Source organism: Streptomyces sp. NPDC005784 (assembly GCF_042871525.1).
Taxonomy (GTDB): Bacteria; Actinomycetota; Actinomycetes; order Streptomycetales; family Streptomycetaceae; genus Streptomyces.
Genome location: NZ_JBIAIQ010000002.1, coordinates 491,728 through 506,587, shown reverse-complemented (window position 1 = coordinate 506,587; position 14,860 = coordinate 491,728). Strand labels below are relative to the sequence as shown.

Here is a 14,860-nt window from a genome sequence, read left to right as displayed (position 1 = left end):
GCTCGCGCGGGGGTGCTGAAAGGGGAGGGCACCATGGACTTGGCCTTGCTGCGCACGTTTGTGACTGTGCACCGGGCCGGTTCCTTCACTCGTGCCGCCGCGCTGCTCGGTCTGTCCCAGCCGGCCGTCACCTCACAGATCCGCACGCTGGAGCGCCAGTTGGGGCGGCCCCTCTTTCTGCGCCAGGCGCGCGGGGTGACCCCCACGACCATCGGCGACGAACTCGCCCACAAGGCGGCGCCGCATCTCGATGCCCTCGTGGAGATAGCCGAGACCGGCCTCGACGAGGACTCGTCCCTTCGCACACTGCATCTCGCGGGGCCACCGGAGTTCACCGCGGAACGCGCGTTGCCGGCTCTCACCGAGCTGACCGGCGACGACGGCCAGGGCTTCGCGCTGCGTGCCTCCTTCGGCAACGCGGAGGAGACCATGGAGGGGCTCGCCGCCGGACACCATGATCTGGCCATGACGACGGCCCAACCACGCGGTGCGCTTCTCACCGCGACTCCGCTCTGCGACGAGGAGCATGTCCTGGTCGCCGCTCCGCGCTGGGCCGCGGAAATCGGTCCGGGCAAACTCCGCCGCAAGGGCGCCCACGCACTCGAGGACTTCCCCATCGTCGAGGTCCACGAGTCACTGCCGCTCGTCGCCCGCTACTGGGCCTCGGTCTTCGACTGCCGCCCAGCCGCCTCCGGCACGGTTGTCGTCCCCGATCTGCGAGCGGTCCTCGCCTGCGCCACCGCGGGCGCCGGCCTCGCCGTCCTGCCCAGATATCTCTGCTCCGACGCCATCGAACGCGGAGACGTCGTGGCACTCCTCGACCCAGCGGTGCCCCCGTTGCGTACGTACTTCCTTGTCGTCCGGACCGGAACGCTGGCGATGCCGCACATCGCCCGAGCGTACGAATGGCTGCTGCGGGCGGCCGCCGACTGGAGCTGAGACCGGCGCGGACCGGGAACGGATACACCGGGCAGAAACGCCCGCTGCCGAGGCCCGAACGGCGGCGGTTCGGGCGAAGACCGTCCCCAGTTTTTCGGGGCCAGGAAGGGCTTCAGGACGTTTCACACGGAATCGCGGCCGAACGATGTTTCACGTGGAACCAGCCGGGCCACATTTCTCCCATGACCGTCCGACCCGTGGTCAAGCGCACCGCCCGCGCCGTTCTGCTCGATGGTGACGACCTGATCTTGATCAAGCGAACCAAGCCCGGCGTCGATCCCTACTGGCTCACACCGGGTGGCGGGGTCGAACCGGAGGACACGACTGTCGTCGAAGCACTCCATCGTGAGGTGCACGAGGAACTCGGCGCCAAGATCGTCGATGTGGTGCCCTGCTTCGTCGACACGGTCGAGCACATCGGCGACGACGGCGGCGCGACCGGTGTGAAGGTCCAGCATTTCTTCGTCTGCCGGCTGGAGTCCATGGACCCTGCCCTGCGGCACGGTCCCGAGGTGGACGAGCCGTGCGGTGAGTATGAGATCGTCCGCGTCCCGTTCACCCGGGTCGGGATCGCCTCCGTGCACCTCGTACCGCTTTCGCTGAGGCACTATCTCGACGGGAACATCGAGGGCGTACGGGCCATGCACGCACCCGACCTGGGCTGACGCGGAGCGAAGCCCCCGTAGGTCAGTCGCCTGTCACGACGAGTTCTTCCACCGAGTCATGACGGATGCGGTCCGCCGGGATGCCTATGTCCCTGAGTGCGTCGACGCCGCTGCGGATCATGCCGGGCGGCCCCGAGAGATACGCGTCGTACTCGTTCCAGGGCCCGTACTCGCGTACGACGTCCGGCAACTGGAGATGGGCCCGCCGGTCGACGACAGGGCGCACCGAGAGCCAGGGGTGGCTCCGCTGGAGCCGCAGCATGGTGTCGATGTCGTAGAGGTCGTGATCGGTGCGGGCTCCGTAGAAGACCTCGACGGGTCGGCGCTCCCCGTGTTCGGCGACGTCCTCGACCAGGGCCTTGATGGGTGCGATGCCGGTGCCGCCGCCCAGACAGAGCAGGCCGCTTTCGGTGGTGTGGTCGACGGTCATCGATCCGGACGGCGGCCCGAGCCGGATGACATCGCCGGGCCGGGCCCGGTGCACCAGCGCGTTGGAGACCCAGCCCGCCGGAACCGCCTTCACATGGAGCGTCAGCAGCCCGTCCGAGCGGGGCGCCGAGGCGAAGGAGTAGTGCCGCCAGATGCGTGGCCACCATGGTGTCTCCAGGCTTGTGTACTGCCCGGCGAGAAACGGGTACGGCTGGTCGGGCCGGACGGTGATGACCGCGACGTCCGGCGTCCTCAGGTCGTGGGAGACCACCTCGGCGAACCACCAGGCCGGGGCGCGCAACTCGTCGGCGGCAGCCGCGTCGATCATGACCTGGGAGATCGTCGTGTACGTGCGCACCCAGGCCGCTTCCGTCTCGGCGTCCCAGATCGCCGAGGCGTACCGGCCGAGCGAGCCGATGAGGCACTCACCGACGGCCGGATAGTGCTCGGGCCGGGTGCCGTACTTGCGGTGTCCCCGGCCGAGGTTCTGCAGATACGCGACGAGGACCTCGGTGTTGTCGATGTGCTCGGCCGCGGTCAGCAGTGCCTTGAGCAGCCGGTCCCGCTGGGTGTCCATCGCGGCGGGGAAAAGAGGGCGCAGTTCCGGGTGGCGCACGAAGAGCAGCGCGTAGAAGTAGGAGGTGACCTTGTCGGCGATGTGACCGACCTCGGCCATGGTCCGGCGGATCAGCACGGCGTCGGGTGACGCCTTGGGGGCGGGAGCGGGCTGTCGGCGCGTCACCAGCGGCTCGGAGCGGGCGTCAGGCGGAGGAGAACCATGGTGGGGCTGCGGGGACCCGTGCTCAGGCACGGAGGCCTGTGAGGGCCGCAGGGAGCCGAACTCCGGCTGCCCGGAGACCGATCGAGGTTGTACGGCTTCGTGGGCGGGCTCCGGCTCGAAATACCGCGTCTCGGACGGTGCCGGCGGAAGAAAGCGCCACTCGGGCGGTACCGGCCCGGCCGGCAGGGGTTCGGGAGGCCGTATTCCAGGGGGTGCGGCCTTGCGCGGGGGCATGTCCCGGGGTGTTGTCCCGCGAGTCCCCGTCTCGGTGGGGGCTGTCCCATGGGGCACCGGTGCTGCCTCACCAGGAGTCATCGGCGCTTCGGCGACCGAGGATATTCGTTCCTGCTCGGGTGTCTGTTGTCCGGCCTGCTCAAGGGTTCCCTGTCCGGAGGCCGCTTGCTCAGGGACGGCTTGGCCAGATTGCCCCTGCGCCGCGGCCGACCGGCCCACGGGGCGCAGCGCGGCCAGTCGGCGGCCGTCCGATGCCCCCTGGTCACCGCTGGGAGCCGACGGCTCATTGCGGGACGTGAACCAGCCGCCCCCGTCGTTGCCGCCTGAAGTGCCGTTGTCGGCCGACGTGGTGGTCGGAGCGTCCATGGTCTGCCTCGCCTCGAACATCTTTCGGTCGGTCTGCGCACCTCCTCGGTCGGAAGATGCCTACTTTCCCCCGCAGCCGGTCGCTCCCCTTCCCGGTTCAGTCCTCGTCGGCCCAATGCGGCCAGATTGCAGCCGGATACCCACCTCGTACGGGCGCGTGAGGCGAGAGTGCGTATTGGCCGCAACGCCCTCATCGAGCATCGCACTCCGGATCAACGCCCGGCCGCATAACGGAAAATGCGGGTTTTCGATCTTCCCCTCCCGTTACGCTTATTTGGCCTGCGTTGCCATTCGCCCGTACCACGCAGGACGTCCAGGGCGAGAGCCGGGGACCGGCTCAGCGAATGCCTCAATTACCGGGTGCGACATGCCAATTGATAGGCAGGACGCAGATCCCGTCCCAGGTAGGCCCGAGTGGCGAGGCTGCGCAGATGCCGGTCCGCATTGACCGCGACGGGCACCGGTACAGCGCGGAAAAGATCCTTGTCCGAGAGGGAGTCGCCATAGGCGACACAGTCGCTTCGAGCACAACGAGGGCGGCAGTGAGACGACGGCGCAGTAGTCGCCGTTTCGTCGGATCTCCCTCCAGACGTCTTCGATCCCTGACATCCATGGCGCACCGTCGAAAGCCGCCGTCGCATGCGCCTCGGTGAGTTCCGTCCAGAGATCATGCACCTGCCTCGCATACTCCGGTGGGCCTATGCACCCTGCGGAGATGGCCTTTCCGAGCGCCACGGTCTCGGCTTCCGGCCCAAGCTGCCGGGAAATCTCCAACGGCGCGGTACTGCCATGGAGCAACGTCCCGTCGAGATCGAAGAGATGAAGTCTTGCCATGTCCATCGAGGCTACTGCGGCAGCCGACGCTCAGTGGGCCGAGGTTTCACGTGAAACAGCCGTCCGCCCACTGCTGCCGAACATGGCCAAAAGTTGGCGGGACTGCCGGGAAAGCGTTGGACGGCAGGGGCTCGTGTCGGACAGCCTGACCTGCGTGTCGACACCTTCCCTCACCGCTCTGCCCGTTCGTCGTCTGACGCCTCGCGACCTCACCGCCTGCGCCGACTTGTCCCAGGACCGGGGCTGGCCCCGCGAGGAGCACAAGTGGGGTCTACTGCTCACCGCGGGGACCGGATACGGGATCGATGACCCCGTCGGCGGTCTCGTCGCCGCGTGTGTGGTGACCGAATACGGACCGCGCGAGCGTCCCGAACTGGGTGCGATCGGCATGGTCCTCGTCGCCGAGCGGCACGCCCGCCAAGGTGTCGGTCGCCGTCTGATGCGGCACATCGTCGAGGAGATGGGCACCACCCCGCTGACCCTGCACGCGACCGTGTACGGGCGGCCGCTCTACGAAGAGCTGGGATTCAAGGTCACCGGCAGGGCCGAGATGGTCCGTGGGTCGTTCGCTCCCGGCGGCACCGAGCCCGAGGTCTCCACCCGGCCGGCGACGGCGGAGGACCTCGCTCCCATCCTCCGGCTGGACGAAGAGATCTTCGGCACGGACCGCACCCACATGATCACGCGACTGCCCGCCTTCGCGGACCAGATGCGCGTGGCCGAGGAGAACGGCCGGATCATCGGCTACGCGGCCGCCTGGCCCAATATGACCAACCAGGTCGTGGGCCCCCTGATCGCCCGGGACACAGAGACGGCGAAAGCTCTGGTCTCCTCGCTCGCCGCCCACACCGACCGTCCACTGCGCACCGACGTCGACGTGCGCCACGAAGAGCTGCTGACCTGGCTGAAGGAACGCGGGCTGGCCCCCGTCGGCTTCAACGCGGTCATGACGTACGGGATCCCGGAACTGCCCGGTGACTGGACCCGCCGCTTCGCGCCGCTGACCGTGGCCGCAGGCTAGGGCTCCGCCGGCTCCACAGAAGAAGTGCCGGCACCCAAGAAACGTGGGAGGGGGACCGGCACTTCTGGACTGTCCTTCGCCTGACGGGCGCCGCGGCTGCCGGGCGTCAGACGAGCGATTCGACGGCGGCGACGGCGAAGCCGTGGTCCTGGTCGGGCATACCGCCACCGACTCCGATCGCGCCGATCAGACGGCCGTCGCGGTGGACCGGAACGCCGCCCGCGATGAACAGCAGCGGGCGGTCGAGCGCGGTGGGCAGGGTGTGGAAGAGGCCGCCGGGCTGCACCGCGTCGACGAGATCAGCGGTGGCCGAGTTCAGCTGGAGTGCTGTGTAGGCCTTGCGCGTGCTGGTCTCTCCCGAGATCAGCACGGCCTGGTCGTCGCGCCGGAAGGCGAGCAGGTGGCCGCCCGCGTCGAGGACGGTGGCGCTGATCCGGACGCTGGCTGCTTCGGCGGCCCGTCGGGCCGCGGTGACGAGAACCTCGGCGTCCTCGATGGTCAGGGGGGTAACGGCGGTGGTGGTGCTCATCAGGGTTCTCTCCTTGTGGGGGCGTGCTGTGTCGATCGGGGGACGTGCTGGATCGAGACGCTGCGGGAACCGGCCCTGGTCCCGCGACGGGCCCGATCCCGGTCAGTGGTGGACGGCGGTCCGCTGTTCGGCGGGGACACCCCCGGCGACCACGGCGCTGGGCAGAGCCGTGCGGCGCTCCAGAGCGGCCGACAGGAAGGCCAGGACGAGCGCACACGCGGCGAGAGCCGCACCGACCCAGTTGGGAGCGGTGTAGCCGAGACCGGCCGCGATGACGACGCCGCCGAGCCAGGCCGAGAGGGCATTGCCGAGGTTGAAGGCGCCGATGTTCACGGCCGAGGCCAGAGTGGGGGCACCGTGCGCCTGGTCGAGAACGCGCTTCTGCAGAGGAGGCACGGTCGCGAAGCCCAGACCTCCGATCAGGGCGATCGTGACGGCCGCCAGGATCTTGTTGTGGGCGGTGACGGTGAAGAGGGCGAGCACGACGGCGAGGCCGCCCAGAGACACGTACAGCATCGGCATCAGCGCGCGGTCGGCGAACTTGCCGCCGATCAGGTTCCCGCCGACCATTCCAAGGCCGAAGAGGACCAGCAACCAGGTCACGGATCCGTCGGCGAACCCGGCGACGTGCGTCATCATCGGCGCGATGTACGTGACGGCCGCGAAGACACCGCCGAAACCGAGCACGGTCATCGCCATCGCGAGCAGGACCTGGACGTTCTTGAAGGCGGCCAGCTCGTGGCGCAGATGCACACCCTCGGGCTTCGGCATCTCCGGGACCAGCTTGGCGATGCCCAGCAGTCCGATGACGCCGAGCGCGGCGACTCCCGCGAACGTGACTCGCCAGCCGGCGGACTGTCCGATCAGCGTGCCCAGCGGAACACCGATGACATTGGCGATCGTGAGCCCGCTGAACATCATCGCGATGGCGCCGGCCTTCTTCTCCGGTGCGACCAGCTCGGCGGCGGCCACCGACCCGATGCCGAAGAAGGCGCCGTGCGCGAGGGAGGCGACCACCCGGCCCGCGAACATCAGCCAGAAGACCGGAGCGACGGCGGAGATCAGATTGCCGAGGACGAACAGACCCATCAGCACCATGAGCATCCGCTTGCGGGACACCTTCGTGCCCAGCGCGGTCATGATCGGCGCCCCGATCACCACACCGAGGGCGTAGCCGGTCACCAGCAGTCCGGCCGTGGGGATGGAGACCCTGAAGTCCCCGGCGACCTCGGGCAGGACGCCCATGATCACGAATTCGGTCGTCCCGATTCCGAAGGCCCCGATCGCGAGGGCCAGAAGCGCGAGAGGCATGGTGGGATACACCTTCCAGAAGATTGCATGGGCGCTTTGCCTGCGTTCACAATAGTTGCAGACGCGGGCTACATGCAACAGCGGGCTATTGCGCCTGTGCTCTATCCTGGTTCTCAGCCACTCCGGGACGGAGGAAGAAGCCATGACAGCCACGGACCCCGCGCTCACCGCCCTCGCTCAGGGATGGTGCGCCCTCTCCTTGCTGCACGGGAGGATCGAGGCCCATATCGAGCGGGCGCTGCAGGCCAAGCACGGGCTCAGCGTGCGTGAGTACTCCCTGCTCGACGTACTCAGCCGACAGCACGACGACGACGGCGGTCATCTCCAGATGAAGCAGGTCGCGGACGCGGTCGTCCTCAGCCAGAGCGCCACCACGCGGCTGGTCACCCGTCTCGAGGACCGAGGCCTACTCGCCCGTTATCTCTGCCCGACCGACCGGCGCGGCATCTACACGAATGTCAGCGAGGCAGGGCTGAATCTCCTCGCCGAGGCGCGGCCCACCAATGACGCCGCCCTGCGCGAGGCGCTCGACGATGCGGCCGAGAACCCTGAGCTGGCACCGCTGGTCCGGGTCGTGGAGTCGGCGAGCGTGCCCGTGCTCCCCGTGCCCTCGTAGGGCGTGCCCTCGTAGGGTGTGGTCATGGCAGATCTTGAGATACGAGCCGCGGTCGCCGACGACGTGCCCGCCATTGTCGCGATGCTGGCCGACGACCCGCTGGGTGCCCAACGGGAATCACCCGACGATCTGACCCCGTACCTGGGCGCGCTGGAGCGTCTGAGCCGTGACCCGAACCAGCACCTGGTCGTCGCCGCACGCGAGGGCCGCGTTGTCGGCACCCTGCAGCTCACCGTGATTCCCGGACTGTCCCGCAAAGGGGCGACGCGCTCCGTCATCGAGGCCGTACGCATCCACGCCGACGAGCGCGGCAGTGGTCTCGGTACGGAGCTCATCGAGTGGGCGGTCGCGGAATCCCGCCGCCAGGAATGCCAATTGGTCCAGCTGACCTCCGACGCCTCCCGCACCGACGCCCATCGCTTCTACGAGCGGCTCGGCTTCGAGGCCTCACACGTCGGTTTCAAGCTCCCGCTCTGACGCGGACCGCGTTCGCTCCGCGCGGCGGGAGGCGGCCTGTTTCACGTGAAACAGGCCGCCTCCCGGTCCGGTGCCTCCTACTGAACTCCTCGCCACCCTTCGGCATCCACCCCACCGGGCACAGGAGCCTGCTCGTCGTACGGCTGCCGTGTGAACACGAACGAGCCGAGGTCCAGATGGCTCACAGCGCCGTCGGGCCGCCGTACGGGCCGCAGAAGCTCGCCCGCGTAGTAGCCGTCGAGCCCCGTCCACGTCCCGTCACCGTTCGCCCGGAAGCGGGCACCCCGGCCGACACCCGAGAGCGGACCCAGCACCAGCCCACCTCCGGCCGGCAACCGCAGCCCGAAGGCCTGAGTCCCCCAGTACCACTGACCCGCCAACTCCAGGACGCCCTGGTCGACTTCGGTCATCGGGCGCCAGGGTTCGGGAATCCGCGGTTCCGCCTCCGCGACGATCCGCACCAGATCGGCGGCCACGCTGAACACGGGCGGCCCCGAGGTGCAGTTGGACAACACCACCGCCGCCACGTCGTCCTCCACGCTGATCACCAATCCGGCGAGGAATCCCGGCAGGGAACCGGAGTGCCCGACCAGGGTTCGACCGTCACGGTGCACGATCTGCAGGGCGAGCCCGTAGGAGGACCCCGAAGCCAGCTCCGCGGTCTCGGGCGGCGCGGCAGGCGCGTGCATCTCCCTGACGGACTCCGCGCTCAGCACCCGATCGTCACCGTGGGCGAGAAAGACGGCGAAACGAGCCAAGTCCGCCGTGGTGGACCACAACTGCCCGGCCGGAGCCATCCGGCCCAGGTCCTCCGCGGGCTCGGGCATCATCGCGTCCGCCCAGGGGTGGACCGCCCATCCCCCCGCGTGCGGCGCCTGCGGGCGACCGCTCGTACGGGACAGGCCGAGCGGTTCGAGAACCTCGCGGCGCAGCACTTCCTCCCAGGGTGCGCCGCGCAATTCCTCGACGAGCGCTCCGAGCAACGTGTAGCCGGGGTTCGAGTAGTGGTGCCGGCGACCGACCGGATGACGAAAGGGCTGCTCGCCCAGCACGTCGGCCAGTTCGGGACGCAGCGAGCCGGGTGTGCGCTCCCACCACGGCGCGGGTGACTCGGCGGCCAACCCTCCGGTGTGGGCGAGCAGTTGAGAGATGGTGACCTCCCCCGCGCCGGTGCCGGGCACATGCTTCTCCAGCGGGTCTCCGAGATCCAGGACGCCCTCGTCGCGCAGCCGTAGCACGAGAACGGCGGTGAAGGTCTTGGTGATGGAGCCGATCCGGTACTGGACGTTCTCGTCCGGTCCGTGACCGTCCACCGAGGTCCGCGCCCCGTTCCATACCGCTTTTCCGCCCCGGACCACCGTCGCGACGAGCGACGGTGCCCGCCCCTCGCTCTGCGCGACGGCAATGCGGTGCAGCAGGGCCCGGCAGGTGCCGGGAAGCAGATCATCGTGGGGTGTCGTCATGGCACCAGTCCACCCGCCCGGACGCCGAACGTCGAGCGGATTGATCCGAAGCAGCCCCGCAGGGCGCCTGTAGGGTCTCGCCGCTCGTGATATGTCGACCTTGCGTGACCTGGGCGTTCTTGGCTGTCTCACGGCCTTGTCACCCATGATCAGTCTCAAATCCGTGGCATTTCCTCGCGAGGGCGAGGTCGAGATCAGGCGGCTTGTCCGAGTCGGCCGAGTACACCACGCTGAGCCCCGAGCACGAGGACTACCGGCGAGCCCAGATCGCGCACCGATGAGTTTCCCGCGTCGCGCTGGTCTATAGCCGGACACCCGCGAACGGAAGGCTGAGCCATGCGGAAACTGATCTACGGCATGAACCTGACCCTGGACGGCTACATCGCCACGGCCGGCGACGACATCGGCTGGAGCGGACCGCCGAGCGACGAGCTGTTCCAGTGGTGGCTCCACCACGAACAGGCGAGTGGCCTGTCGCTGTATGGGCGCAAGCTGTGGGAGGCGATGAGCTCCTACTGGCCGACCGGCGACCAGCAGCCCGACGCCACCCCGGCGGAGATCGAATTTGCCCGGAACTGGCGGGACACGCCGAAGGTGGTGTTCTCCTCGACGATCGACAAGGTCGACTGGAACACCCGCCTGGTCACCGGCGACGCGATCGCCGAGATCACCCGGCTCAAGGCCGAGGACGGCGGCCCGATGAACATCGGCGGCGCAACCCTCGCCGGGGCGGCCATGCGCGCCGGGCTGATCGACGAGTACGCGATCGCCGCCCATCCGGTCCTGGTGGGCAGCGGCACGCCGTTCTTCACCGCGCTGGACAACTGGGTGAACCTGAACCTGGTGGAGACGCGGACGCTTCCCGGCGGCGTGGTCCTGACCAGGTACGAGACGAGGCGCTGAGCAGCAGCACCCACGCGCTGGTCTCACGGTGATGCCGTATACGACATCGGTACGACACGGCCCGTGAGATTACGACATCAGCCGCGAGACCCTGCAACGGCGCCGGATCAGGTCTGTGCCATGTCCACGAAGCGCGAGTAGTGGCCCTGGAAGGCCACCGTGATCGTGGCCGTCGGGCCATTACGGTGCTTGCCGACGATGATGTCGGCCTCGCCGGCGCGGGGAGACTCCTTCTCGTACGCGTCCTCGCGGTGGAGCAGGATGACCATGTCCGCGTCCTGCTCGATCGATCCGGACTCACGCAGGTCGGAGACCATGGGCTTCTTGTCCGTGCGCTGCTCGGGGCCACGGTTGAGCTGCGACAGCGCGATCACCGGCAGTTCCAGCTCCTTGGCAAGCAGCTTCAGGTTTCGCGACATGTCGGATACCTCCTGCTGGCGGCTCTCGGAGCGCTTGCCGCCGGACTGCATCAGCTGCAGATAGTCGATGACGACGAGCTTCAGATCGGCGCGCTGCTTGAGGCGACGGCACTTGGCACGGATCTCCATCATCGACAGGTTCGGGGAGTCGTCGATGTAGAGCGGGGCGGCCGAGACGTCCGGCATACGGCGGGCGAGCCGCGTCCAGTCCTCGTCGGTCATGGTGCCGGACCGCATGTGGTGCAGGGCCACGCGCGCCTCGGCGGACAGCAGGCGCATCGCGATCTCGTTGCGGCCCATTTCGAGCGAGAAGATCACGCTGGGCATGTTGTGCTTGATCGAGCAGGCCCGGGCGAAGTCCAGGGCCAGCGTCGACTTACCCATGGCGGGACGAGCCGCGATGATGATCATCTGGCCGGGATGCAGGCCGTTGGTCAGCGAGTCGAGGTCGGTGAAGCCGGTCGGTACGCCGGTCATCTCCCCCGAGCGCGATCCGATCGCCTCGATCTCGTCGAGCGCACCCTCCATGATGTCGCCGAGCGGCAGATAGTCCTCGGTGGTCCGCTGCTCGGTTACCGCGTAGATCTCTGCCTGGGCGCTGTTGACGATCTCATCGACGTCACCGTCGGCCGCGTACCCCATCTGCGTGATGCGCGTGCCCGCCTCGACCAGGCGGCGCAGGACCGCGCGCTCGTGCACGATCTCCGCGTAGTACTCGGCGTTCGCAGCGGTCGGGACCGTCTGGACCAGCGTGTGCAGATACGGCGGGCCGCCGACCTTGGTGATCTCGCCGCGCTTGGTGAGCTCGGCCGCGACCGTGATGGGGTCGGCCGGCTCGCCCTTCGCGTACAGGTCGAGGATCGCGCCGTAGATGGTCTCGTGCGCAGGCCGGTAGAAGTCGTGGCCCTTGAGCACCTCGACAACGTCGGCGATGGCGTCCTTCGACAGGAGCATGCCACCGAGGACGGACTGCTCGGCGTCGAGGTCCTGCGGCGGTACCCGTTCGAAGGATGAACCGCTGCTTTCCCATGACCCGTTGTCCCGGTCGTGCTGCTCGTCGCGGCCTCGGCCACCGTTCCCACGCCGACGGGACGAGGGCAGACGATCACTGGGACCACTGTCCGCCCAGGGGTCGTCCAAGGGCTCGGAAATAGTCACCGAGCCACCTCCTCCCGTCCGCAGAGCGGACCTAGCAGTGCCTTCAATTTCTACGGCACGGCACTGACAAGTGAGCTGCCCAACTCCGGTTCTCACGCGTCGGTTTTGCATGCTTTCCGAGGACGGAGGAGAGAACGGGCGCCGCACCACCGTAGGCCCGCGGGCACCGTCAGCCAATCTGGTTATCCACAGGCCATGTGGACGACGGCCCCGATGCTGTGGAGAACTCCACGAAACCTGTGCACGACCCGGTGGACAGCCCTGTGAACAAGCCCTCAGCCCTTCTGGAAAATATGCCCTGACCTGGCATTTTCCCATCCACCGGCTGTGCAGAAGAAAAACTTTCCCAGTCGGATCAAGATCGCTGCAAACAGTGCGCCACGACACACCCCAGACGACAGAGAGTAAGGGTCCTTCGTACTTTGCATCTCTTACCTGTGGAAGATTAGATTGATGCTCATGACACAGGCTCCAGCGGCGCCCAGGGACACCCGACGCCGGCACGACCGAGAGATCGTCGCACTGGCCGTTCCGGCGTTCGGCGCACTCGTCGCCGAGCCTCTCTTCGTGCTGGCCGACAGCGCCATCGTCGGCCATCTCGGTACCGCGCAACTGGCCGGACTCGGCGTCGCCTCGGCTCTTCTCATGACAGCCGTCGGCGTCTTCGTCTTCCTCGCCTACGCCACTACGGCCGCAGTCGCCCGCCGAGTCGGCGCCGGCGATCTGCGAGCCGCGATCCGCCAGGGCATGGACGGCATCTGGCTCGCCCTGCTCATCGGTGCGGCCGTGATCGCCGTCGCCCTCCCCACCGCACCCTCCCTCATGGAGTTGTTCGGTGCCTCCGACACCGCCGCCCCGTACGCGACGACCTACCTGCGGATCTCGGTGTTCGGTATCCCCGCCATGCTCGTCGTGCTGGCCGCCACCGGAATACTGCGCGGACTCCAGGACACGAAGACCCCGCTGTACGTCGCCGTCGGAGGCTTCGTCACCAACGCGGTCCTCAACGTCGCCCTTGTCTACGGCGCCGGCCTCGGCATCGCCGGCTCCGCCTGGGGCACGGTCATCGCCCAGTGCGGCATGGCCGCCGTCTATATGTACGTAGTCATCCGCGGCGCCCGGCAACACGGCGCTTCCCTGCGACCGGACGCCACCGGCATACGGGCCTGCGCCCAGGCCGGCACCCCCCTGCTCGTCCGTACGTTGTCGCTCCGCGCGATCCTTCTGATCGCCACGGCTGTCGCCGCCCGGCTCGGGGACACCGACATGGCGGCGCACCAGATCATCCTGTCGCTGTGGAGCCTGCTCGCCTTCGCGCTCGACGCCATCGCCATCGCGGGACAGGCCATCATCGGCCGCTACCTCGGTGCGGACGATGCCCAGGGTGCCCGTGAGGCATGCCACCGCATGGTGCAGTGGGGTCTCGTCACCGGAGCCGTACTCGGTCTGCTGGTCATCGTGGCTCGCCCCCTGTTCCTTCCGCTGTTCAGCGGCGACTCGGGTGTGCAGGACGCGGCGCTGCCCGCTCTGGTGATGGTTGCTGTCTCCCAGCCGGTCTGCGGGATCGTCTTCGTCCTGGACGGCGTACTGATGGGCGCGGGGGACGGGCCGTACCTGGCCTGGGCCATGCTGCTCACGCTGGCGGTCTTCACCCCTGTCGCCCTGCTCGTTCCCCTTCTCGGTGGCGGGCTGACGGCGCTCTGGGGAGCGATGACGCTGATGATGACGACGCGGATGCTGACCCTGTGGCTGCGCTCTCGCTCGGGCCGCTGGGTCGTCACGGGGGCGACGCGCTGACATGGACCGGCCGTTTCATGGGAAACGAGGGTTTCACGTGAAACAACGAAGCGACGATCCCCGGCTTTCAAGGTGAACCGGCGCGAACACGCTCGGAAGAAGCAGGCTCAGGAGAAGCGGAAGGGCCGCACCCCGAGGGGTACGGCCCTTCTCTCAGCTATGCCGAGCGCTGCATTCAGGCAGCGACAACCTCGATGTTGACCTTGGCGGCAACCTCGGGGTGCAGACGCACGGACGTCTCGTGGGCGCCCAGGGTCTTGATGGGCGAGCCCAGCTCGATGCGGCGCTTGTCGACGTCGGGGCCACCGGAAGCCTTGATCGCCGAAGCGACGTCGGCCTGGGTGACGGAACCGAAGAGACGACCGGCGTCGCCGGAGCGAACGGCCAGACGGACCTTGACGCCTTCGAGGCGGGCCTTGATCTCGTTGGCCTGCTCGATGGTCGCGATCTCGTGGATCTTGCGAGCACGACGAATCTGCTCGACGTCCTTCTCGCCACCCTTGGTCCAGCGGATCGCAAAGTTCCGCGGGATCAGGTAGTTGCGAGCGTAACCGTCCTTGACGTCAACGACGTCGCCCGCGGCACCGAGGCCAGAGACCTCGTGGGTAAGGATGATCTTCATGTGTCGGTCACCCTTCCTTTATCGCGCGGTGGACGTGTAGGGCAGCAGCGCCATCTCACGGCTGTTCTTCACAGCCGTGGCGACGTCACGCTGGTGCTGCGTGCAGTTGCCGGTCACGCGGCGGGCACGGATCTTGCCGCGGTCGGAAATGAACTTCCGCAGCATGTTCGTGTCCTTGTAGTCCACGTACGTGACCTTGTCCTTGCAGAACGCGCAGACCTTCTTCTTCGGCTTGCGCACAGGCGGCTTCGCCATGGTGTATCTCCTGTGTGATCAAGAAGTGGGAGTACGGCCCA

14 protein-coding genes and 1 pseudogene are annotated in these 14,860 nt (G+C 68.0%); 7 read left to right on the top strand and 8 right to left on the bottom strand.

The window, feature by feature from the left end; all coding sequences use genetic code 11:
• Window positions 1-33 precede the first annotated feature (33 nt).
• A complete protein-coding gene (locus ACFYR3_RS05150) occupies window positions 34-939 on the top strand; it encodes a LysR family transcriptional regulator (RefSeq protein WP_355848178.1) in 906 nt (301 codons plus the stop codon).
• A 182-nt stretch (window positions 940-1,121) separates the two neighbouring features.
• Entirely contained in the window at window positions 1,122-1,604 is a 483-nt protein-coding gene (locus ACFYR3_RS05145; protein WP_355848175.1) for an NUDIX hydrolase, read from the top strand.
• Between the two features lie 22 nt (window positions 1,605-1,626).
• On the opposite strand, the gene ACFYR3_RS05140 is transcribed toward ACFYR3_RS05145, so the two are convergent.
• Window positions 1,627-3,414, bottom strand: coding sequence for a globin domain-containing protein (locus tag ACFYR3_RS05140; RefSeq protein ID WP_389281537.1), 1,788 nt, complete (start codon window positions 3,412-3,414; stop codon window positions 1,627-1,629).
• A gap of 353 nt (window positions 3,415-3,767) precedes the next feature.
• Window positions 3,768-4,248 (bottom strand): annotated as a pseudogene (locus tag ACFYR3_RS05135) (hydrolase).
• Window positions 4,249-4,402: 154 nt separating this feature from the next.
• Here ACFYR3_RS05135 and ACFYR3_RS05130 point away from each other — a divergent pair.
• Window positions 4,403-5,269, top strand: a complete 867-nt coding sequence (locus ACFYR3_RS05130) for a GNAT family N-acetyltransferase (protein WP_355848169.1) — start codon at window positions 4,403-4,405, stop codon at window positions 5,267-5,269.
• A gap of 106 nt (window positions 5,270-5,375) precedes the next feature.
• On the opposite strand, the gene ACFYR3_RS05125 is transcribed toward ACFYR3_RS05130, so the two are convergent.
• Together ACFYR3_RS05125 and ACFYR3_RS05120 are read right to left on the bottom strand one after the other, a co-directional pair.
• Entirely contained in the window at window positions 5,376-5,798 is a 423-nt protein-coding gene (locus ACFYR3_RS05125; RefSeq protein WP_389281534.1) for a heme-binding protein, read from the bottom strand.
• Window positions 5,799-5,900: 102 nt separating this feature from the next.
• On the bottom strand, window positions 5,901-7,109 hold the full coding sequence (locus ACFYR3_RS05120; RefSeq protein WP_355848163.1) for an MFS transporter: 1,209 nt from the start codon (window positions 7,107-7,109) through the stop codon (window positions 5,901-5,903).
• A 142-nt stretch (window positions 7,110-7,251) separates the two neighbouring features.
• Here ACFYR3_RS05120 and ACFYR3_RS05115 point away from each other — a divergent pair, with 142 nt between their 5' ends.
• Window positions 7,252-7,725: a MarR family transcriptional regulator gene (locus ACFYR3_RS05115; RefSeq protein ID WP_355848160.1), complete on the top strand. Its 474-nt coding sequence runs from the start codon at window positions 7,252-7,254 to the stop codon at window positions 7,723-7,725.
• Window positions 7,726-7,749: 24 nt separating this feature from the next.
• Window positions 7,750-8,202, top strand: a complete 453-nt coding sequence (locus ACFYR3_RS05110) for a GNAT family N-acetyltransferase (protein WP_355848157.1) — start codon at window positions 7,750-7,752, stop codon at window positions 8,200-8,202.
• Window positions 8,203-8,279: 77 nt separating this feature from the next.
• Here the strand turns inward: ACFYR3_RS05110 and ACFYR3_RS05105 are convergent, their stop codons facing one another.
• On the bottom strand, window positions 8,280-9,665 hold the full coding sequence (locus ACFYR3_RS05105; RefSeq protein WP_389281531.1) for a serine hydrolase domain-containing protein: 1,386 nt from the start codon (window positions 9,663-9,665) through the stop codon (window positions 8,280-8,282).
• A 336-nt stretch (window positions 9,666-10,001) separates the two neighbouring features.
• Here ACFYR3_RS05105 and ACFYR3_RS05100 point away from each other — a divergent pair, with 336 nt between their 5' ends.
• Window positions 10,002-10,568: a dihydrofolate reductase family protein gene (locus ACFYR3_RS05100; RefSeq protein ID WP_355848152.1), complete on the top strand. Its 567-nt coding sequence runs from the start codon at window positions 10,002-10,004 to the stop codon at window positions 10,566-10,568.
• A 107-nt stretch (window positions 10,569-10,675) separates the two neighbouring features.
• On the opposite strand, the gene dnaB is transcribed toward ACFYR3_RS05100, so the two are convergent.
• Complete coding sequence (gene dnaB / locus ACFYR3_RS05095; protein ID WP_355848149.1) at window positions 10,676-12,145, bottom strand: replicative DNA helicase; 1,470 nt, start codon at window positions 12,143-12,145, stop codon at window positions 10,676-10,678.
• A 459-nt stretch (window positions 12,146-12,604) separates the two neighbouring features.
• On the opposite strand from dnaB, the gene ACFYR3_RS05090 reads away from it, so the two are divergent.
• Window positions 12,605-13,942: an MATE family efflux transporter gene (locus ACFYR3_RS05090; protein ID WP_389281528.1), complete on the top strand. Its 1,338-nt coding sequence runs from the start codon at window positions 12,605-12,607 to the stop codon at window positions 13,940-13,942.
• Window positions 13,943-14,117: 175 nt separating this feature from the next.
• Here the strand turns inward: ACFYR3_RS05090 and rplI are convergent, their stop codons facing one another.
• Together rplI and rpsR are read right to left on the bottom strand one after the other, a co-directional pair.
• Window positions 14,118-14,564, bottom strand: a complete 447-nt coding sequence (rplI, locus tag ACFYR3_RS05085) for a 50S ribosomal protein L9 (RefSeq protein ID WP_261703749.1) — start codon at window positions 14,562-14,564, stop codon at window positions 14,118-14,120.
• Between the two features lie 18 nt (window positions 14,565-14,582).
• Complete coding sequence (gene rpsR, locus ACFYR3_RS05080) at window positions 14,583-14,819, bottom strand: 30S ribosomal protein S18 (protein ID WP_003949403.1); 237 nt, start codon at window positions 14,817-14,819, stop codon at window positions 14,583-14,585.
• Window positions 14,820-14,860 lie beyond the last annotated feature (41 nt).